Here is a 19,681-nt window from a genome sequence, read left to right on the forward strand (position 1 = left end):
CGAAGATAGTTCTAACGGGCAAGTTTCAAATGCCGATTCAGGGAATGGTGGACCCTCAGACCGTCAACCCGGGATCACGGTCACGGTCGAGTTCCTTGCGCTGCTCCAGGGTTTGCTGAGGCTGCACGTCGACGCGCTGGTCGAGTTCGCGGCGTAGGACCGTGGCGATCAGATGATCCAGGCTCCCCTCCTTGAGGTAAGAGGCGACGAACCCACCGCCCGACAGGATCTCGCGCTCTTCGCTCGTGAGCCACTGCGCCGGGCCGAGGCCCTTGTGCGCCGCGTGGCCGATCGCCCCGGTGGCACCGAACCGGCGGCCTACGGCGCTCGCGAATGCCTCGATCTCCGCCCGCTGCTCGGACGTCGCGACGGCCTTCGCAACGACGGCATCGAACGCGCGCGGGTTCGACAACGAGGTCCGGGCAATCTCAGTCAGCGCGGCCGCTGCCGCCGGCGACAAACCCGGCACCTCGATGGCGATGCGCGAACGGTAGCGCTCCTCCTCCGGACGCGCCTTGTCGACCATGACCGAGAACCGGTTCTTGAGCTCGACGGCGGTCCATTCGATGGCCCCATAGGCGGCCTCGGCCTTCTCGCGTTCCTCCTTCTCGGCCTTGGGAACGAACCACCCCTTTCGACCCCGCAGGCCGCCATAGGCGTCGGGGTTGGCCAGCAGGTCGCTGATCCGTGCCGAGTAGCCCTTTCCGGGCGTACGAAGCTGGGCGTAGATCGCCTTGAACAGGCTCGCGGGATCCTTGACCGACGTGCTGATCCTGGAGCGCAACGAGGCGAGCTCACGCTTCAGATCCCGCTCCGGATCGACGCGGCTTTCGAGCACTTCGTCGATCGCCGCCTCGTCATAGGGAACGGCCGCGAGGAATGGCTTGAGCGGGATCGCTTGGGCGGCAGGCTCTCGGGTCTTTAGCGGAACGTTCTCGACGACGGCGGGCCGGGTCGAGGCGAGTGCCTGCCAGGCGGCGGCGAGCCGAACGGCCGCACCATGCAGGCGGCGCCAACGCGCCTGGGCCGTCATGATCATCGACCGCGCGCGCTTCACCAGCGCGGGCGTGAGGGCCGCGTGACCGTTGAGCCCGCGACGCTCGGCGAAGCCCGAGGCGAGGGCACGCAAATCCTGTGGCCGCACCCGGTCGGCGACGTCGGTTTCCGCGTTCTCCAGCCGGGCGAGAGCCGCGTCGAGCGCGGCCAGGGCTGGCGAGCCGGATGGGTCGGTGACGCTGGCGGCGGGCTTCGGGACGGCGCCGATCGCAGCCGCGTCACCGTCTGCCTCGAGGCGACCTGCGAGCGCCGAGAGATCCCTGGCGATCCCCTTGGCATCGAGCAGCGGGAGATCGCTCGCGCGGCCCCGGACCGGCTCGCCGTCGATCGACTCCGGCGGCCGCGTCAGCGCAACCGCAGCCTCACGGAACGCGGCCTCGTCGACGAAATCCAGAGTCGAAGCCTTCGAGCCGTCCCGCGACAACCGGCGGGACAAGCCGTCGAGCGCGGCCGCATCGAGAACGTCCCGTGACGGCGCCGCTCCGAGCTTGGCTTTGCGCCAGTCCGGGATGAAGTCGGCGTGCGCGCCGTGGAGGACGGCAGCGTGGCGGTGACGCGTCATCGCCACGTATGCCAGATGCTGATCCATGCCGGGCGTGGCCAGCACGTGGACCCGATCGAGCGTCGCGCCCTGGCTCTTATGGACGGTGGCCGCGTAGCCGTGATCGAGGTTGCGGTATGCTTCCGCCTGGACCTCGATCCGCTCGCCGTCACCTCTGCCGTCCCGATCGAGCTTGACCGTGAGCCGGCCGATCGACGCGGCCTCGACGGTGGCGAGCATCCCGTTCTTCACGCCGAGCTGGCGATCGTTCTCGAGGAACAGCACGCGGTCGCCGGGAGCGAACATCCGCTCGCCGCGCGCCGTGATGAACCGGGCCTCATTCTCCAGCATCCCGTCGGCCTTGAGCGCCGAACGCGCCAAGACGTTGAGGGCCAGAACGTCGACGTTGGTCTGGGCGAGGATCAGCGTCTCGCTTGCCCGGCCGTCGGGCTTGAGGCCAAGGTAGTCCGGTTTCCAGGCCGCGATCAGGGCCTCGCGCGCGCCCTCGCGATCGGACGTGAACCGCACCATCCCGGCTTCGCTGTAAACGCCGAGTCCCGCGGCTGCCTCGCCTCTGGCAAAGGCCACGCTTGCCCGCCGCATCGCCGGATCGACCTGACGCCAGATCTCGGAGAGCTCGGCGTAGCCGATCGTCTCGGTGATCGCCCGGAAGCCGGCGCCGGCCTCGATCGGCTGGAGCTGCTGGGCGTCACCGACCAGGACCAGCTTGGCGCCGCGCCGCTCCACCTCCTGGACGATCCGCGAGAGCTGCTCGGAGGCGACCATGCCGGCCTCGTCGAGCACGAACACGTCGCCGGGTTTCAGCAGGTCGCGCTCGTGCTTCCAGGCGAGTTCCCACGACGCCAAGGTGCGGCTCGCGATCCCTGCACTCCGCTCCAGCCCCTCGGCCGCCTTGCCGGCGAGCGCCCCGCCAACGACGGCGTGACCGGCGCCGATCCAGGCCTCACGCGCAATGCCCAGCATGGTCGATTTGCCCGCACCAGCAAACCCGACGACGGCCGCGATCCGCTCGGGCGCCGTGACGTGGCGGACTGCTTCACGCTGCTGCTCGGACACTTCCGGTCGGGCCGCAATGGCTCGCTCGAGCGCCCGCGGTGACACCCTGTGACCGGCATCGGCGTAGAGCCGGCCGGTCGCCGCCTGCATCAGGATCTCGGCTTGAAGCAGCGCCCTCGTCGTCCAGCGCGCCGGCGACACCACGCACCCGCTCTCGGGATCGAACACCTCCTCGGCGACGGCGACGAGTTCGGGCGACTGGCCGAGCCTGAGACGAACCGCCTCGAACGCGGCCGGGTCATCGATGTAGCGAAAGACCGCCCTGGCAATGTCGCGCTCGTCGAACACGCTCTTCTCGCGCGAGAGGATCGGCAGCAGCTTGTCGGGGTCGGCGATGATCGCCTGCGCATTGCGGATGCGCTTCTGCTTCTCCTCCTCGACCCGATCGGCGACGGTGCCGCGCAGGTTGGAGGCCTGGACGCCGATGTGCTCGGTCGGCTCGATCTGGATGCCGGCCTCGACGTGGGAGCGGTGGTCGATGCGCAGGTCGAACCCGGCGGCGGCCAGGTGGGTATTGGCCACCTCCGCCCACGAACGGCGCCAGGGAACGAGGTGCTTCATCGGCCCGGCCATGACCTCGTACTGAGGCTTGCCGTCCGGGCGGTAGATGACGTTCCCGTCCGGATCGCGGGCGAACTCGTGCTTGCGTGCGAACCCGTCCTCGGTGAGCATCCGCAGCGGGATCATGACGTGGATGTGCGGGTTACCTGGCGCATCGTGCAGGGCCCAATCGACGACATGGCCGCGGGCCGCGATCTCCGTCTCGATCCAGTCGCGGGCGAGTTCGATGTTCTGCGCCAGCGTCAGCTCGACCGGCAGAGCGATGTTCAGCTCCATCGCGTAGCCGGTGCCCTTCAGGCCCTCCTTCTTCTCGACGGCGTTCCACAGGAATGCCGAGGCGCCGTTCTCGCTGCGCCCGTCGAGCGCGGTCCGGAACCACGCCGGAACCACGGGGGGCAGGCTGAACTCGGTGTGGGCGACGTGCTGCTTGCCCTCGTAGGTGATGACCTTGCCATCGCTCTCACGGGTCATCGTGGCCGCGCGCCGGTAGGCGGCGCTGGCGACGGCGCTCTTGCCGCGGCCGCGGCTGATGAGCTGAGCCGAGAGGTGATAGATCGCCATGCGAGGCTCCCGAGCTTGACCATTAGCACCTAACTCAGGGAAACGCCAGTTTCCTTTAAGTGCGCCCCTTCGTAAAACTCAGGGGACCTTGCGGAGGCGCTGCGCGCCGTAGCTCCGCTCAAGAGAGGCCCCTACGGGGCCGGAACCTACTGCCCGGCAAAGCCGGCTAGCGCGCCCTTCCTGCGTGCGCGATCGCCGGAGGTATTGGGGCACCGAAAACGGGCGAGGCCCGATCGAACCGGCCTCCGCGCACAGGCGAAGGTCGCGCCGCCGGGAGGGGAGAGGAGCGGTCCGAAGCTCGACCACAAGGTCGGCTAGGGAGAGGCAAGTGTCGGCCCGAGACCTACGATTGATGGTCACCGACCAACGATACTTAAAGTCTAACAAGCCCAAGGGTGTGACGTTGGGACCACGGATCCACGCATCCAGAGCCTGCTGACCCATCGATGTTTTGACGCAGCGTTTCCCAATCGTGTTGCGGATGTTAACCAGTGCTGTCCAACCGAATGGGAGCGGAGCATCCATGGCTAGGCCAAAGTCGCGCGAGGCGATCCTCGGCGAGATCCAGCAGCTCAGCAGTTCGATCGATGCGCTGAAGAAGAAGCTCACAGAACACGACAAGGCCGAGGCCGCGCGGATCGGTGGCTTGGCGATGAAGGCTGGCCTCGGATCGATCGCCATCCCCGAAGAGGCTTTGGCGAAGGCCTTCGAGGAACTGGTGGCGCGATTTCGTACGGAATACCCGGAGGTGGCGCAGCCCAAGGCAAAGGGACGTCGAGGCGCTCGACCGGCTCCGGAGGGAGCTGATGCTCAAGCGGAATGAGGAGCGGAAACAGGACGCTCACCAGAAGATCAAGCTCGGCGGCCTGATCGTCAAAGCCGGGCTCGCCGACATCCCAAGCAACGTCCTGCTCGGGCTCCTGGTCGAGAGCCGCGAGCGCATTCGCGACCCTGCCGTCGAAGAGCGGCTCGCCCGCCTGGGGGATAAGGAGTTCACGAAATGAAGTGGATCAACGGGGCCTTCGCCGTCGCGATCGGCCTGGCGCTGCACCTCACGTTCAGCCTGTTCCTTGCCCCTCTGGTCGGCGCCTTCTACGTCATCGAACCGGGCCATACGATGATGGTCCACGCCATGCGGGTAGCCGCCGTGGCGTTCCCCGCACTGGTGCTGTTTGCCGCTTCGGGCCTGACCCGGGCCGGCGACAGCGGCCGGGTGGTCGCAAGCTTCTCCTCGCTGTTCCTGATCGCCTTATGCGTCTGGACTGTGCGAGAGGAAATCGCCCGACTGACCGCACTGAACCCGGGTGCGGATGCCCGCGCGCTGCTGCGCCAGGCCGACATTCCGCTGTTCTGCGCGGTGTGCTTTGCGGGCTTCGTCGCCTTCATCGCGCCGGTCGTTTCACTGGTCCGGGTCCGCAAGACCACGCGCGGCTACAACAAGCCGGTTCGGTCAAAATCCGCTGCCCATGGCGACGCCGAATGGGCGCCGATGAAGCTCGTCGGTGAGCTGTTTCCGGAGGACGGTGCGCTAGTGCTCGGAGAGCTGTACCGCCCCGATCTCGACCCTAAGAACACCTCGCGGATCTTCAAGCCTGGCGATCGCAGGACGTGGGGCTCCGGCGGGCGCAAACCGCTGATGGGGTTCAACGCCGATCTCGGCTCCGGGCATGGGCTGATCTTCTCGGGATCGGGCGGGTTCAAGACCACCGGTACCGTGATCCCGATGCTGCTCTCGTGCCCCTGGAACACCGTCGTGCTGGATCCCTCGACCGAGCTGTATCCCATGCTCGCCGAGTACCGCGAGACGATGCGCGGCCCGGGCAACTTTCGGCGCGTGCACTGCATCACCCCCAAGGACCTAGAGAGTGGGTTCAACGTGCTCGACTGGATCGGGCGGGGTGAGAACTCGGCCGAGAAGGACATCGCCGCCGTGGTCGGCTGGATCGCCACCGGCCAGGTCAAGCGCGCCGATCCCAACGACTTCTTCCGAAACTCGGCGCTCCAACTCATTCGCGGGGTGCTGGCTCACATCTGCCTCAACCGGGGTTTCGATGCGACCCGGCCTCGTACCCTACGCACCCTGCGCGAGCTGATCTCGCAGGCTGAGCCCGACTTTCTGGAGCAGCTCAGCCTCATGCTCCGGGCCGAGGAAAAGGACTCGTTTGCCGCGCTGGCGCTGGGCCCGTTCAAGTCGATGACGCCTCAGACATTCTCCGGCGTTTACGCCACCGCGGCCGATCTGACCAACTGGCTGTCGTTCAAGGAATACGCCGCGATCGTGTCGGACGGGGCGTTCTCCAGCCTCGACCTCGTGGAGGACGATATCGACGTGTTCGTCGCGCTCGACCTTCAGACGCTCCAGGATTACCCAGGGCTTGCCCGGGTCATCATCGGCGGGCTGATGAACGCCCTCTACCACGCCAATGGCGAGATCAAAGACCGCGTCGCCTTCATCCTCGACGAGGCGGCCCGGCTCGGCAACATGAGCCTGCTCGAGGTCGCCCGCGACGCCGGCCGCAAGTACGGCATCGTGCTCGTGATGGTGTACCAGGCGCTGGGTCAGCTTCGCCAGCAATGGGGCGACAAGGATGCCGTCTCGGCGTGGTTCGAGTCGACCTCGTGGCAGAGCTTCTCGGCCGTCACCGACGTCGAAACGGCCAAGGCGCTGTCGGAGCGCTGCGGGTACTTCACGCAGGAGATCATCTCGTTCAGCCAGCAGGCTCGTTCGGGCGGCAAGGGGTCCGGCGGAGTGAGCGTGTCAGCCTCGACCTCGCTCCACAAACGGGCACTCATCATGCCCGACGAGATCATCAACACGATGCGGCGCGACGAGCAGATCCTGTGCGTGCCGGGCATCGAACCGATCCGCTGCGGTCGGGCGATCTATTTCCGACGGGACGATATGAAGAAGCTCGTCAAGGAGAACCGCTTCTTCGCGCGCGAGATGCAGGAAGCGGAGGATTATGTGGCTGAGTTCAAGTCGACCCAAGAGGCGGCCTGACGGGCCGCTCGCGGCGGCGTCAGACGCGGCGAAACCCGTCCGATCGGACGGTTCGGCGGGCGCCCGAACGGGTGCCCGCCGAAGGCTTGTCCCGCGCGCTACGAACCAGGGTAAGGCACCCCGATCTCCGGGGTAGAAGGCCGCCCGTTGGGCGGCCCTGGAGGAGGGGGTTTTAGCCCTCCGGGGGAAGCTGGGCGACCCGGGTCTGGGCGGCCTTCAGCTCGGCCTGGATGGTGCGCCGCTCGCGCGGGCAGGAGATGGAGGCCAGCTCGGCCTGGAGTTCCGCAACGTGGGTCACGAGGGTGTAGCGGGCGTGGGCGGGGAGGGTCGAGGTGGGGCGCGGCATCGGCTGGGTTCCTGTGGCGCTCGGGACCGTCCCTGCGCGATGCGACCCCCCAAACAGGCGGCGGCTCCGCCTGCACCCCGCAGGGGCCGGAGCGCAGCGGAGGACCGGCCGGACTGACGATTTTGTTTCGCGAGGAATGACGCGAAGCGGCAGGGGAAAATCGTCTGGCCGGACGGTTGCGGGCGGAGACGCCGTCTGTTCCCTTGTCGCCATCGTGTAGGGACGGTCCGACGCTGTGGCGAACGTCGGCGCCGCGCTTCACCGCCGGTTCCGCTTGGGGCGGATCGACCGGACGCCGGGCTTGCCGGATGGGGCGCGGTGGCCGGCTCGTGACCCTCGCCGCTGCTCCAGTTTGGCGCGGGAGGGCGCCCCCCACCGCGCCGCCGCCGCTCGTGATGGCGCCCGCTCCGGACGCCTCCAGCCTCGCGGCCTAACCAGGAAGGCTGCCCTCGCCGGGGAGGAGCGCTTCCAGCCTGGCGCCGATATCTCCACGATCCGGTTGCCGCTCAAAGCCGAGCTTCTCGTTCTCCCGAAAACGGTAAGGGTCGGCTCATGCCGACCCTCGTGGCGGCTCGCTCAGGCCCCCGGAGGGAGGTCGTCGATCGCGGCCTGGACGTCCTCGATGCATTCCGCCACGACTCGCCGCGCGGCCAGGTCGGTGAGGGAGTTCATCTCCGCATTCATCGAGGCGAGGATCGCCTCGAGGTTCGCGCGAAGACCTGTCTGAGGGGTGTTGGTGGAGAGGACCATCGGCTGAGTTTCCCTGGCGCTCGGGACCGTCCCGGCGCGATGCGACCCCCCAAACAGGCGACGGCGCCGCCCGCACCCCGACGGGGCCGGAGCGCAGCGGAGGACTGGCCGGACTGGCGATTTTGCCTCGCGAGGAATGGCGCGCAGCGACAGGGGAAAATCGTCCGGCCGGGCGGTTGCGAGCGGAGATGGAGTCTGTTCCCTCGTCGCCATCGTCGTTGGACGGTTCGAGGCCGTGGTGAACGTCGCGGCCGCGCCTCCTCCTGCGCCGTCCGCAAGGGTTGAGTCAGCCGCATGGTGGCTCCCGCCGGATCGGCGATGTGACCGCCTTACGGCATGACCAGGCGCGTGGCTCTCGTTGGGGAGGAGCGCTTCGAACCTGGCACAGAGCGGCAACGGTTCAGTGCTGACCCGACCCTCTCAGCGTGCTACCTTGCGGCAGACAGGTACAACTCAGGGGCAACCGTGGCCGCCAACCCGCTCGCGCCGTTCACCTGCCCCAAGGCCTCCACCGCGCCTCTTCCGGCGTCTTCCTGGATGACCATCAAGGCGATCTTCGAGGACTCCACCTCGCTTCGGTTCGAGGTCGGCGAGCCCGCCGATCTACGCCTCACGCTGACCATCAGTGGAGGATCCGTCTCGGCCACCGGCATCGACGACGTCGGGGAGCTGATCGAGGGTTTCCAGCTTGACGGGGAAGCCATCGTGTTCTGCGATCGCTCCAGCTTCACGCTGGTCCAGACCGGTGACACGGTCGTCTACCGCGACCCCGAACACCTGATCCCCATCCCCCGCGGAGCCTACGATCGCCTGGCCGCGCTCGTGACCAACCTCATCCAGGATCAGCGGGTCCAAGGTGTCTTCGAAGACGCCTATCTGCGGCTCGCCAAGGAGGCCCGGGAGGCCGCCTGGCTCCCGAGCCACGACGGGGGATAGCGGCCCGATCACGGGCCGCCCGTCCGCGGGGACCGGCGCTCACGCGCCGGCTTTCACGTTCCGCTGGACGGGGATTCCCTTCGCCATCGCCTTGTCGGCAAGGTTGTCGGAGATCCCGCCGCCCGGGAAGTGCACGATCCCGATCGGCGCCTGCTCCAGGATCTGGTCGTTGCGCCGGAAGGGCGCCGCCTTGCTGTGGCGCTTCCAGTCCGGCTTGAACACCACCTGGGCGACCTTGCGGTTCTCCGCCCACTTCGCGGCGATCAGCTCGGCGCCTTCGCCGCCACCGTGCAACAATACCATGTTGGGGTACTTGGTCCTGACGCGGTCCAGGGTGTCCCAGATCACCGACACGTCCTGGAACTGCTTGCCGCCCGTGAAGGCGATCCGGGTGCCCTGCGGCAGGTGGATCTCGGTCTCGGCCCGGCGCCGGGCGCTGATGAAGTCGCGGCTATCGATCATCGCCGCGGTCATCGTCGCGCGGTTGACCTGCGAGCCGGAGTGGGGGCGCCAGAGCGACTTGGTGATCCGGGTGAACCGGTGGGCGGCCGCGTCGCGGGCGTACTCGAAGGCGTTGCGGCGCTCCGAGAGGGTCTGGCCGAGGGCGATCAGCCGTTCCAGCTCGACCGAGAGCACCTCGCTGCCGTCCTGCTCGCGCTGGCTCTGGCGCTGCGCCTGCTCGTTCTCGTCGAGCTTGCGCTCGATCATCTCGACCCGGCGGTGGAAGACGTTCACGGCCCCCCACAGCACGTCCTCGAGGTCGTCTTCCAGGCGGGTGCCGGCAAAGGCCTCCTCAAGCGCGGACATCGCCACAAAGAGGGCATGGTCCAGTTTGCCGGAGTGGGGCAGGGGCCGGGGATCGTCGTGCTCCTCGAACGGGCGGTAGCCGGTGACCGCGAGCTCCTCGAGCAGGGTCGGATCGGGCTGCATGTCCTCGTCGAGGTCACGGGTGAGGTGGTCGAGCATCGGGGGCTCCTTTAGGGGTCCGGGGACCGCGCCCATCGCGGCCTTCATGGCGACCCAAGGCCGGGCTCGGGGGCCTGGCGCACCCGCGCGAGGATCCGCATCGCACCCTGGCGATGCGGCCGCGCGGGCCGGAGCGTCAGCGGAGGACGGCTCGACGGCCGTCGATTTTGCTTCGCGATGCAAAGCCGCCGTAGGCGGCGGCGGAAAATCGTCGGACGTGGACCGTTGCGCCCAAGGTCCCCCGACCCGGCATCAGTCGCCCTCTGAAGAAGGCCGTGGACGCCGGCTCTCTCGCGGCCCGGGTCAGCCCGTGGGGTCGATCCTCAACCAGATAGGAGGCCGGTCAGGCGGCCATCGCCTCCTCGAACTGGAGGGAGGCCACCGCGTCGTTCGGATTGAGCTGGAGCGCGAGATGCAAGGCGAGATCGCGCGGGCCGAGGTGGCAGAGGTCGGTGTTGAAGTCGTCCGCGCGGGGATCGAGGTCGCTCACCAGGATGCCCGCGGTCTCGGCGCGCCGGCGTAGGGTCGCGGCACCCCGCCTGCCGGCTGGATCGTCGTCGCGGGCGATGTAGAGGTGGCGCAGGCCCGGAGGGAGGATCAGGGCGGCGAGGTGCGCCCCCGACAGGGCGGCGACGTGCGGCACGGCCGGCAGGACGCCCTGGACCGACAGCACCGTCTCGACGCGCTCGCCGGCCACCATCAGATCGGGCACCGTGCCGGGAAACCGCACGCCATGGCCGAGCTGGTTACCGAGGGTCCGCCGCCGGTCGCGCACAGCCGCCTTGGCCCGCCCGTCCGGAGCGAGCCAGGTCCGGCCGACCGCCATGACAGTGCCCGACAGGTCGGTCACGGCGGCCATCAGCGCCGGGTGATAGGTGTCGGAGCCCTTGGGCTCCTTGGCCGAGGGCCGGTACAGGCAGCGCGGGGGGAGGGGCAGGGCTGGCTGGTCGCCGGCATGCTCAAGCTCACGCGAGCGCAGGTAGGCTGCCGCGACGGTGCCGGGCACCGGCCGGCCGTAGCGCAGCATGCGGCGGGCCGACTCGACCGTGTCGCGGGCCTCGGGGAGCAGAGGGCGTACCCGCTGCGGCACGGGCGGCTGGGGCAGGGGTGCCGGTGGCTTTGACACCATGGAGGCCGACTGCGCCGTCTCTCTGTATCTTGCTCGCGCTCGCATAAGGGGGGCGTACGGAACATGAGAAGATCGCCAGCCGGGAACCCTGACGGCGTGGTTCTGATGGATGCAGCAGCGTCAGCCGCCCGTCGCGGCGATGGCAGACAGGACGAAGGCAGGAACACCACCGGGGTAGGGCGGAGATGAGAAGAGGTGCTGCCAGGCCGTCACCTGGATGAACCCCGCATTCTCCAAGAGGTGCTGCGCGTCGGCCTCGGTCAGGCCGGCATGGAACGGAAGCCGTCGTGCGAGCTCAGCGGTGTAATCCGAGCGATGTTCCGGCGCGGCCGACCACAGGCCGTCCAAGACGACGACACGCCCCCCTGGGCGCAGGATGCGCCGCGCGACTTCCAGAGCCTCGGCGGGACGCTCCAGCGTCCAGAGGACGTTCCGGATGGTCACGATGTCGGTACTGGCAGGCTCGAGCGGCGCCTCCGCGATGAAGGCGCGGATGAACTGGACATCGAGACCCGCCTTCCTCGCGGCCTCTCCTGCGACGCCCAGCATTTCCGCCGAGCCGTCGCAGGCTCGCACCCGATGGCCCAGGGCTGCCGCGGCGAGTGCGCAGGCCCCCGTGCCGGTCCCGAGATCGACGACGTCCTTTGGTCCATCGGACGCGAACGCCGCCGAGAGAACCTCCTTCCAGACGTCCGGGGCACGGACGTGGGAAGCCGCGCAGTTGAAGTGCGGAGCCCGGGCGTCCCAGTAGGCGGTCACGCCCTTGGTGACCTCGGATGCGCTCATGTCGTGGAACTCCTCGCCGTTCAGTCCAGACGGTATTCGATGTGAGGCCGGCCGCTTAGCGCGGACAGGCGAACCTCGGCACGCACCCCGAAGACCTCCGCGATCATCCCGGCGGTCAACACCGTCTCCGGCGGCCCTGACCGGAGCAGGCGCCCGCCAGCCAGGACAGCCACCTCGTCGCAGAACAGGGCGGCCAGGTTCAGGTCGTGGAGAGCGACGATGCTGGTGACGCCGAGTCCTCGCACCAGGGCGAGCATGTCGAGCTGGTGACGCACGTCGAGGTGGTTGGTCGGCTCGTCCAAGACGAGCTCGCTCGGCTCCTGTGCCAGGGCCCTGGCGATCTGGGCGCGCTGGCGCTCGCCACCCGACAGGGTCTCCCAGGGTTGGTCGCGGCGCGTGCCCAGCCCGACTCGTGCCAGGGCGCTCGCGACTGCCGCCTCGTCGGCCTCGGTCCATGGGGACAGCGCCCCTCGCCGCGGCGTGCGGCCGAGGCGCACGACATCCTCGACCGTCACCCGTGCCAGAGTGCCCGCGTGCTGCTCGACTACGGCGATGCGCCGTGCCACGGCACGCCGCGAGAGGCCGCTGATGTCCGTGCCGTCGAGGATCACGACGCCGCTCTTCACCTGCCGCAGGCCGCAGAGCAGGCGCAGCAGGCTCGACTTGCCCGAGCCGTTCGGGCCGACGAGCCCGAGCATCCGCCCTGGTGCGGCCGCCAGCGTCACGCCATCGACGATGATCCGGCCGCCAGCATCCCAGCGAAGGTCCCGCGCCGCGAGCGTCATGCCGATCGCCGCACGCGGGTGAGGATCAAGGCGAAGGCCGGTGCTCCGAACAGGGCGGTGACGACCCCAATGGGCACGACCTGCCGCGCGATCAGGACGCGGGACAGGATGTCGGCAAGCACCAGGAACACCGCGCCGGTCACGAGTGCCGCCGGCAGCAGGCGGCTGTGACGCGGGCCGACGATCAGCCGGACGGCATGCGGGATCAGGAGGCCGACGAAACCGACCGCACCTGCGATGCTGACCATGATGGCGGTCATCGCCGCCGTCGTTCCGAACAGCACGAGGCGGACGCGGGGAACGGACACGCCGAGCGAGGCGGCGGCATCCTCGCCGAAGGTGAAGGCGTCGAGCGTCCGGGCATGGACCAGGCAGATGGCGAAGCCCGCGAGCGTCACCGGTGCCGCGAGCCACACGTCCGGCCAGCGCACACCGCCCAGGCTGCCGAGGAGCCAGAACATCACGCCGCGCGCCTGCTCGGCGCTGGCGAAGGTCGTCACGACCGTGGCCGTTGCGGCGTTGAAGATCTGCGACGCGGCCACGCCCGAAAGGATCACGCGCTCGCTCGCGCCACCAGCGCCCGCGGCGAGCAGGGCGACGGTCAGGAGAGCCAGGATGGCGCCGAGCAGAGCGCCACCCGAGACCCCGAGCACGGCCCCGCCCAGCCCGAGAACCATCACGGCGACGGCGCCGGTCGAAGCCCCCGCCGAGATCCCCAGTAGGTACGGTTCGGCGAGCGGATTGCGGAGCAGGGCCTGCAGGGTAACGCCGCAGACCGCGAGGGCTCCACCGCAGGACGCGGCGAACAGGGCGCGGCTCAGCCGGTAGTCGAGCAGCACGCCCTGCTGGATCGGGTTCACTGCGTAGCCGAGGTCGAACAATCCGTTACCGAGCGCCTGAAGGGCGACCCGAAGCGGGATCCGCATCTCACCGACCGTCATCGCGATCGCGACGGCAAGGCCCAGAAGCCCGAGCGATGCAAGGCCTGCGAGCACCCAGGGCAGCCACCCAGTACCCGGAAGCGCGATCCCTCTCATCGGGCGAGCCCGAGCGCCTTGAGGTTCGTGGCCAGAGCCATGATGCCGTCGATGGTGCCGAGCCCCGGGCGCGTCGCTGCGGCATCCATGACGACGATGCGGTTCTCGCGGACGGCCGTGAGGCGGCGGGCGACCGGGTCGGTCCGGAGGAAGTCGAGCTTGACCGCGACGTCGTCGGCCGGAAATAGGCGGCGGTCCATGCGGACCAGCACGATCACGGCGGGATCGGCGGCCGCGATGCTCTCCCAGCCGACGAGGGGCCATTCCTCGTCTGAGGCGATGACGTTGTGGACGCCGAGCTTGTCGAGGATGTAGGCCGGCACGCCCTTGGCTCCCGCCACGAAGGCGTCTCCCTTTACATCCCGGCTGGAGAACCAGACCACGACCGGAAGGTCGCGCGCCGGGCGCCCTGCCATGGATGCGATGGCGGCGTCCTCGCGCGCCTTCAGCTCGGTGGCGAGCGTCTCGGCGCGGGGCAGCACATCGAAGACCTGCCCGAGTTCGCGGATGTTGCGGTAGACGAGGTCCATGGTGAAGGGCCGCGTGCGCACGCCATCACCCGGTGCAGAGTTGTCCTTGCCGACGCAATCGGCCGGCGAGACGTAGACGGGCACGCCCAGGCCGCTGAACTGCTCGCGTCGCGCGACGGCCCCGTGCGGGCCGATGTGCCAGGCAAATGTCGCGGTCACCAGGTCGGGCACCTCGCCGAGCACGGCCTCGAAGCTCGGCGCGTTGTCGGCCAGCCGCTTCACGCCGGCGTTCACCGCCTCGTAGGGCTCGGCCACGGGACCAAACCAGACCGCCGTGCCGACGACGCGGTTCGCAAGGCCGAGGGCGTACAGGATCTCGGTCTGCGTCTGGCCGATGGAGACCACGCGTCGGGGCGCCTGTTTGATCGTGACACTCGCCCCGCAATTCTCCAAGGCCAGCGGGTAGTGCGTCGGCTCGGCGTGCACCGTACCGCCGGAGGGCAGGAGCAGAGCCGCTGCAAGCAAGGTCGCGCCGGCCCGGCCCCGAGGCGTCGACACCTTTCGGTTCATGTGGGTATCCGTCTCAGGCTTCGTCACCATCAGTCGCATTCAGAACCGCACCAGCATGGCGCCGGTGATGCGGCGAGGCGAACCGGTATCGACGCGGAACTGGCTGACGGAGCCGACATAGTAGGCAGTGTCGAAGACGTTCTCCACGTTCAGGCTGAAGCGAAAGTTCTCGTACTTGTAGTAGGCCAGCCCGTCGGCCACGACGTAGGCCGGCAACTTGAACCCGGAATTGGATGAGTCCCCGGCACGCTCGCCGGCCGCGCGCACGCCGCCGCCGACGCCCAGGCCGCGCAAGGGGCCGCTCTGCACCTCGTAGACGGCCAGCATGGTGCCACTGTGCTCCGGGATGTTGAGCAGAGGCGCGCCGACCGGTAGCACGTTGTCCTTGGTGATGAACGCATCCGTGAAGGTGTAGCCGCCGATGAGACGCAGCTCCGGCGTGAGCTGACCGGCGGCAGTGAACTCAAAGCCCTGGCTGCGCACGCCGCCGGCGGCAATCTGGAAGCCGCTGTTGTTGGGGTCGGCGGTGAGCACGTTCTGGCGGTCGATGCGGAAGGCCGCGCCGGTCAACACAAGTGCGCCGCCGTAGAGCTCGACCTTCGCGCCTGCCTCGTAGCCGAGGCCGGTCTCCGGTTCGAAGGGCCGCGACTGCGCACCGAGACCCGCGTCCGTGCCGATGTTCGGCCGGAAGCTGGTGCTGACGTTGGCGTAGAGCGAGATCTCGGGGATGGGCTGGTAGACGAGACCAGCCCGCGGCGAGGCGGCGGCCCTCGTCTGCTCGGCACTGGTGCCCACGACGCGCTGCTTGAAGGAGCGCTCGAACAGGTCGAAGCGCACGCCGGCCAGCGCCTTCCACTGCGGGGCGAGGTCGATCAGATCCTGGGCGTAGAAGCCGGTATCGGTCACGCTCTCCAGGGTGTTCGAGGCGCGTGTAAGCGGCGGCAGAGGCTGGCCGTAGCGTGGGTTGTAGATGTCGATCCCGTACGGAAAGGTGTTGAAGTTCGAGCGCAGGTAGAGCTGCCGGTTGTCGAAATTCTCGCGGTCGAAGCCGAGGAGCAGTGTGTGGCCGACGTCGCCGGTCCTGAAGCGACCGACCAGCTCGGCCTGGCCGATAGCCGAGTCGTAGCTGTAGTCACGGTAGTTGCGGTCCCGAATGACGGTGCGGTTGTCGGACAGGAGGCCACGCCCTTCGGCGCTCTCACCGTTGAGGGTGCCGGTGTTGAACTGTGCGGCGAGCCGCATCTGCCAGTCCGCGTTGAAGCGGTGGTCGAGGCGGACCTGCAGCACCTCGTCGGTTTGGTGAGTGGGTTGCCCGGGCTCGCCGAGAAAGCGGGAGATCGGCACGAACCCGAGCTGCTTGTTCACAGCGACCACGCCGCGGTCGACGATGACGCTGTTGCGGGTGATCGCGGCTTCGACCGTGAGCTTGGTGTCGGGCGTGACCTGCCAGCTGAGAACGGGCGCGACGAACAGCCGATCGTCACCGACGAAGTCGCGGTAGCTGTTCTGGCTCCCCCCGGCGAAGTTGAAGCGGTAGAGCAGTGTCTTCTCGTCGTTGAGCGCCCCGCCTGAGTCGACCGTGCCGCGGAACTGCTCGAACGAGCCCCACAACCCGCCCATCTCGACGAAGCGGGTCGCGGTGGGTTGCTTGGTGATGATGTTGACGAGACCGCCCGGATCGCTGCGTCCGAACAAGGCGCCGCCGGCTCCCTTGAGCACCTCGATGCGCTCGATGTTCTGGGTGTCGATGAGCGGCGGGGGGCCTCCGCGGTTGGCCGCGAGCCCGTTGCGGTAGATCTCGGCCGTGGTCACGCCGCGGATGGCGTAGGCGAAGGTGCCGAGGCCGCCGAAGTTGTTGGTCTGTGTCAGCCCGGGCACGTAGTCGAAGGCGCGGTCGACGCGGGTGGCGTTGACGTCGGTGATGAGCTCGCGCGGGACGACCGTCACCACCTGCGGGACGTCGAGCTGGCGCGTGTTGGTCTTGGTGCTCGACACGGCTCGGTCCGAGCGGAAGCCCGGCGTCGGCCCGATCAGGCCGATCGCGTCGACCGAACGGCCGAGGACATCCGGCTGGAGCGGACCGCCGGCGTTTGCCGCGACCGAGATCGTGTCCAGGGCAATCGTCGTCTCCTGGGCCTGCACCGCGCCGGCGAGCAGGCCGGCCGCCAGGATCGTGCTCCCGCCGAGTGCATGCGCGCGGCGCCTGCCTGGGGGACGGGGAAACAAGGAGAAGACCATCGGGCGAGCCCCACCGCTTGCCGGGGCTGCGTGCTGATGGAGAGCGCATGCGCGACGACGGACCGAGGGACCCCGTGTCGATCAGCAGCCCACCGGACACCCCGCCCGCGAGACGTAAACCACCGCCAAGGCAGGTCTCCTGGCTCACGGGTTGTCACCGCTGCCTGACCTTCCCGGTGCGCACACCAGTGGTCGTTCTCGGCAGCGGCTCGCCGCTCACAGTTGCGGGGGCAGCTCCGGTCTCGCCGTCGCCGGCTTCACCGAATTCCCTCTTAGCTCACGGTCCAGGACCGTGAGAACCTTGACGAGTTTCAACGGCACTGTCGGGCCGACCGAGTCAACCGGACAGCCGCCTCTCCTTCGGGGAGAGTGTCGCTGTTTCGGATTGTTGCGCCCTGTGTGACGCGGACGGCACAGCTGCTCGTCGCAGCGGCTGTGCCAACCACCGGTGCGGGACACGCCTTACGCGAGAGCCACGGTTGCGGGAGGATGTCAGGAGACCCGGTCAGCCATTCAAATGCCAGGAAAGCGCTCGCCTGACCGGCTCCTCGCCATCCTGGCCGGTCCAATGAAGCCTGCCCTAATGGACCGGTCCAGGTCCGGACGAGGTCAACCCCACATAGGTTCTTCTTACCCACATAGGTTCTTCTTATTACTGTGACGGGCCGCACGGACCTATGACGTGTGTTGCAAGGTTCAGGCGGCTACGTCGTCTCCATCGCTAGGCAAAGGCGATGCGATTGCATTAGTAAATAATGTATTAAAGTGATTTAAAAATGTTTCTATGATATGGCCATGGTAATAACCGTACGTTTGAGTGTCTATATTTTCGTTTTCTGGGCGGATTACGTTAAAAATTAGACAGTCTTCGCCGAAGGATACCTTTAGGAAAGCCAATTCTTTCCAATTGACCGATTTGTGTGTGTAATGAGCATCATCTGATAATTTCTCCCACGTCGTAATTTTCCCCTTTGCCTCGGTCTGCACAATGCGCTTGTCAAACTCGTGCAGAAGCCCGGACGGGTCTTGTGTATTGAAATAAATAGCTATAATTTACCTTCTTTCTCATAAGCTAGAGTTAGGTCCGCGTCGCGACGCGGGCAGCCGTTCTGATGTCCTCGATGCGCGCGCCTAGCGCGTTAAGAGACAGGCGCATGTCGTTAAAAACCGGAGCCTCCTTTCGAGGATCGGCAATCGTGAGAAGGGCGGTGAACGGCACCCCATCGACGGGCATGCTCTCTCCTGCACGCGTCAGATACTCAACAAACAGGCGCCAGTTCGACGAGCGGCCGACCCCGATCGGCATCGTCTTGGCGAACACCTTCACCGGGCTCCATTTGAGACCGTGCTCGATGCGCTCAGCCTCCATGGTCCGTCGCTCGGCCGCACCGGGCAGATAGACGGGATCGAGCCGTCCTCTCCAATGCGAGATCCCATCCGCGTCGATCTCTTCCTGCTGCAGCGCCGCGTCGATGTTCACGCGCACGAATTCGGAGCCGAAGCGGGCGTCCAGCGGCGGCGTCGAGACCAGCGTCAGGCGAGCGGCTCCCCGGCATTTCCCATCCGGTGTGACGAGAGAGGCGGGCCAGGCGAAACGGAACGAGACCTCTTGATCGGGCCGGATGCGCGTGGCGAACACCAGGGTGATCTGGTGGTCGCCACCATTGAGGATTTCGTAGGCCGAAGGCGGGATGCCGAAGCCCGCGAGGTCCCTCGCAACCGCCGAGAGCCGTTTGCTCGCCAATACGTCCGGCATGCGCGCATGGTGCAATAGCAAACCGGTCAGGGTCTCGCGCGAGACCTCGCCCTCGATGCTGTGTTCCAGCACGGCCGCGGTCTTGGCCACGAGAGGAGAGGCGTAGCTGGTTCCGCACCCATCGATGACTGCACCGTTCGGCGTGATGGAGTAGAGGCCATGCCCCAACCCAGTGCGAGACGAACCGCCGCCGCCGATATGGGCAAGGTCCGGCTTGACTCCGGCCCGCAATCCCGGCCCTCGCCGCGAATAGCGCGTCGGCGCAAAGGGTATGACGTTCGGCAAGCCGGGCGGATTGAGAGCCGCAACTGACACATTCCGGGTGCTCTCGGCGGGCATCAGGATGCCGTCGTTTCGGGCATTGGCGAGCCCGACGAGCGCTTGCGTCTCGTCAGCTGGCCACTCGGGGCGGAGGTCCTGCGGGGCAATGTTGCCAGCCGAGACGAAAAAGATCACGTTATGCGCCGCGGCTATGTCGTCCAGCTGCTTAGCGAACGAGCCGTACCGGGTCGGTGTTGCCGGCAGCTGGATGTTCAGGCTCATGTTGAAGACGCGAACATTATACTGCGCTTTAGCATCAGCAACGGCGTAGTCGACCTCTTGGAAGAACTGCTCGATCCCGTCCGGGTAGTAGCTCGGGAAGGCCCCGTTGGCGTTGGTATCGGGAAGGACGGCAAGATCGGCGATCTCGGTTCCGTCGGGCTCCGGACAGATTTCGGGGCCGTTCAACGTTCGGCCTGCGACCGCCAAGCCACCAATGAACGAGCCATGGTCCGCGTCGATGTGCTCGTCGCTGAGAACATCCCATCGGCCGACAATCCAATCGGCGAGTACATCGCCGACGCCGCCGTCGATGATACCCATCCTGGGGTATGTGCGGCCGGCGTCGCGCACGGGGAGACTCACATCGTCCGGCCTAGTCCGGGTAGGCCTCGCGCTCTCTTGCCGGCCCAGGCGCCCGCCGACGGCGGTTCGGGTGATAATTGGCGGGAGCTCGATGCGGCGGACCAGGGGATGGCGGTCGAGGAACGATAGGAGGCGTTGGTGGCGGTTCACATCGGCGTCGAACGGCGCCAGTTCCCTGCCTCGCCGGCGGTCGACCTGGCGTGGACCAG

15 protein-coding genes and 1 riboswitch are annotated in these 19,681 nt (G+C 67.7%); of the genes, 4 read left to right on the plus strand and 11 right to left on the minus strand.

The genetic code is table 11. The features are described from left to right. Positions 1 to 55 precede the first annotated feature (55 nt). Positions 56 to 3,796, minus strand: a complete 3,741-nt coding sequence (traA, locus tag VP06_RS33620; RefSeq protein WP_082167162.1) for a Ti-type conjugative transfer relaxase TraA — start codon at positions 3,794 to 3,796, stop codon at positions 56 to 58. Between the two features lie 523 nt (positions 3,797 to 4,319). Here traA and VP06_RS34440 point away from each other — a divergent pair. The 3 genes from VP06_RS34440 to VP06_RS04540 are packed head-to-tail and all read left to right on the plus strand — an operon-like array spanning position 4,320 to position 6,797. After that, positions 4,320 to 4,619, plus strand: coding sequence for a TraC family protein (locus tag VP06_RS34440; protein WP_082167163.1), 300 nt, complete (start codon positions 4,320 to 4,322; stop codon positions 4,617 to 4,619). Then, positions 4,603 to 4,800 (plus strand): conjugal transfer protein TraD, encoded by a 198-nt coding sequence (locus tag VP06_RS04535; protein ID WP_048462638.1) that lies wholly within the window; start codon positions 4,603 to 4,605, stop codon positions 4,798 to 4,800. Before VP06_RS34440 ends, VP06_RS04535 begins: the two co-directional genes overlap by 17 nt. Next, positions 4,797 to 6,797, plus strand: a complete 2,001-nt coding sequence (locus tag VP06_RS04540; protein WP_048462639.1) for a type IV secretory system conjugative DNA transfer family protein — start codon at positions 4,797 to 4,799, stop codon at positions 6,795 to 6,797. The genes VP06_RS04535 and VP06_RS04540 overlap by 4 nt, the downstream gene beginning before the upstream one ends. Positions 6,798 to 6,969: 172 nt before the next feature. On the opposite strand, the gene VP06_RS37015 is transcribed toward VP06_RS04540, so the two are convergent. Both VP06_RS37015 and VP06_RS35945 read right to left on the minus strand, forming a co-directional pair. Next, on the minus strand, positions 6,970 to 7,143 hold the full coding sequence (locus VP06_RS37015; protein WP_197093132.1) for a hypothetical protein: 174 nt from the start codon (positions 7,141 to 7,143) through the stop codon (positions 6,970 to 6,972). 576 nt (positions 7,144 to 7,719) lie between these two features. Beyond that, positions 7,720 to 7,893, minus strand: coding sequence for a hypothetical protein (locus VP06_RS35945; RefSeq protein ID WP_156295448.1), 174 nt, complete (start codon positions 7,891 to 7,893; stop codon positions 7,720 to 7,722). 465 nt (positions 7,894 to 8,358) lie between these two features. Between VP06_RS35945 and VP06_RS04545 the strand changes: the two genes are divergently transcribed. Continuing rightward, complete coding sequence (locus VP06_RS04545) at positions 8,359 to 8,829, plus strand: hypothetical protein (RefSeq protein ID WP_053081525.1); 471 nt, start codon at positions 8,359 to 8,361, stop codon at positions 8,827 to 8,829. 39 nt (positions 8,830 to 8,868) lie between these two features. On the opposite strand, the gene VP06_RS04550 is transcribed toward VP06_RS04545, so the two are convergent. The 8 genes from VP06_RS04550 to VP06_RS04585 form a co-directional block, all read right to left on the minus strand. Then, positions 8,869 to 9,795 carry a DUF2493 domain-containing protein gene (locus VP06_RS04550; protein WP_048462640.1) on the minus strand — a complete coding sequence of 309 codons (927 nt, stop codon included), beginning with the start codon at positions 9,793 to 9,795 and terminating at the stop codon, positions 8,869 to 8,871. Between the two features lie 343 nt (positions 9,796 to 10,138). Continuing rightward, entirely contained in the window at positions 10,139 to 10,885 is a 747-nt protein-coding gene (locus VP06_RS04555; protein WP_245291049.1) for a DUF7146 domain-containing protein, read from the minus strand. Between the two features lie 159 nt (positions 10,886 to 11,044). Next, positions 11,045 to 11,710 (minus strand): class I SAM-dependent methyltransferase, encoded by a 666-nt coding sequence (locus VP06_RS04560; protein ID WP_048462641.1) that lies wholly within the window; start codon positions 11,708 to 11,710, stop codon positions 11,045 to 11,047. Between the two features lie 20 nt (positions 11,711 to 11,730). Further along, a complete protein-coding gene (locus VP06_RS04565) occupies positions 11,731 to 12,495 on the minus strand; it encodes an ABC transporter ATP-binding protein (RefSeq protein ID WP_048462642.1) in 765 nt (254 codons plus the stop codon). After that, complete coding sequence (locus tag VP06_RS04570) at positions 12,492 to 13,532, minus strand: FecCD family ABC transporter permease (protein ID WP_048462643.1); 1,041 nt, start codon at positions 13,530 to 13,532, stop codon at positions 12,492 to 12,494. The genes VP06_RS04565 and VP06_RS04570 overlap by 4 nt, the downstream gene beginning before the upstream one ends. Next, entirely contained in the window at positions 13,529 to 14,572 is a 1,044-nt protein-coding gene (locus tag VP06_RS04575; RefSeq protein WP_053081526.1) for an ABC transporter substrate-binding protein, read from the minus strand. Before VP06_RS04575 ends, VP06_RS04570 begins: the two co-directional genes overlap by 4 nt. 39 nt (positions 14,573 to 14,611) lie before the next feature. Then, entirely contained in the window at positions 14,612 to 16,810 is a 2,199-nt protein-coding gene (locus VP06_RS04580) for a TonB-dependent siderophore receptor (RefSeq protein ID WP_048462644.1), read from the minus strand. 112 nt (positions 16,811 to 16,922) lie between these two features. Further along, positions 16,923 to 17,129: riboswitch (cobalamin riboswitch) on the minus strand. Between the two features lie 759 nt (positions 17,130 to 17,888). Further along, positions 17,889 to 19,681, minus strand: a 1,793-nt coding sequence (locus tag VP06_RS04585) for a S8 family peptidase (RefSeq protein WP_048462662.1), incomplete at its 5' end; no start/stop codon positions are given.

The sequence above is a fragment of the Methylobacterium aquaticum genome, from assembly GCF_001043915.1.
In the GTDB taxonomy this organism is placed as follows: domain Bacteria; phylum Pseudomonadota; class Alphaproteobacteria; order Rhizobiales; family Beijerinckiaceae; genus Methylobacterium; species Methylobacterium aquaticum.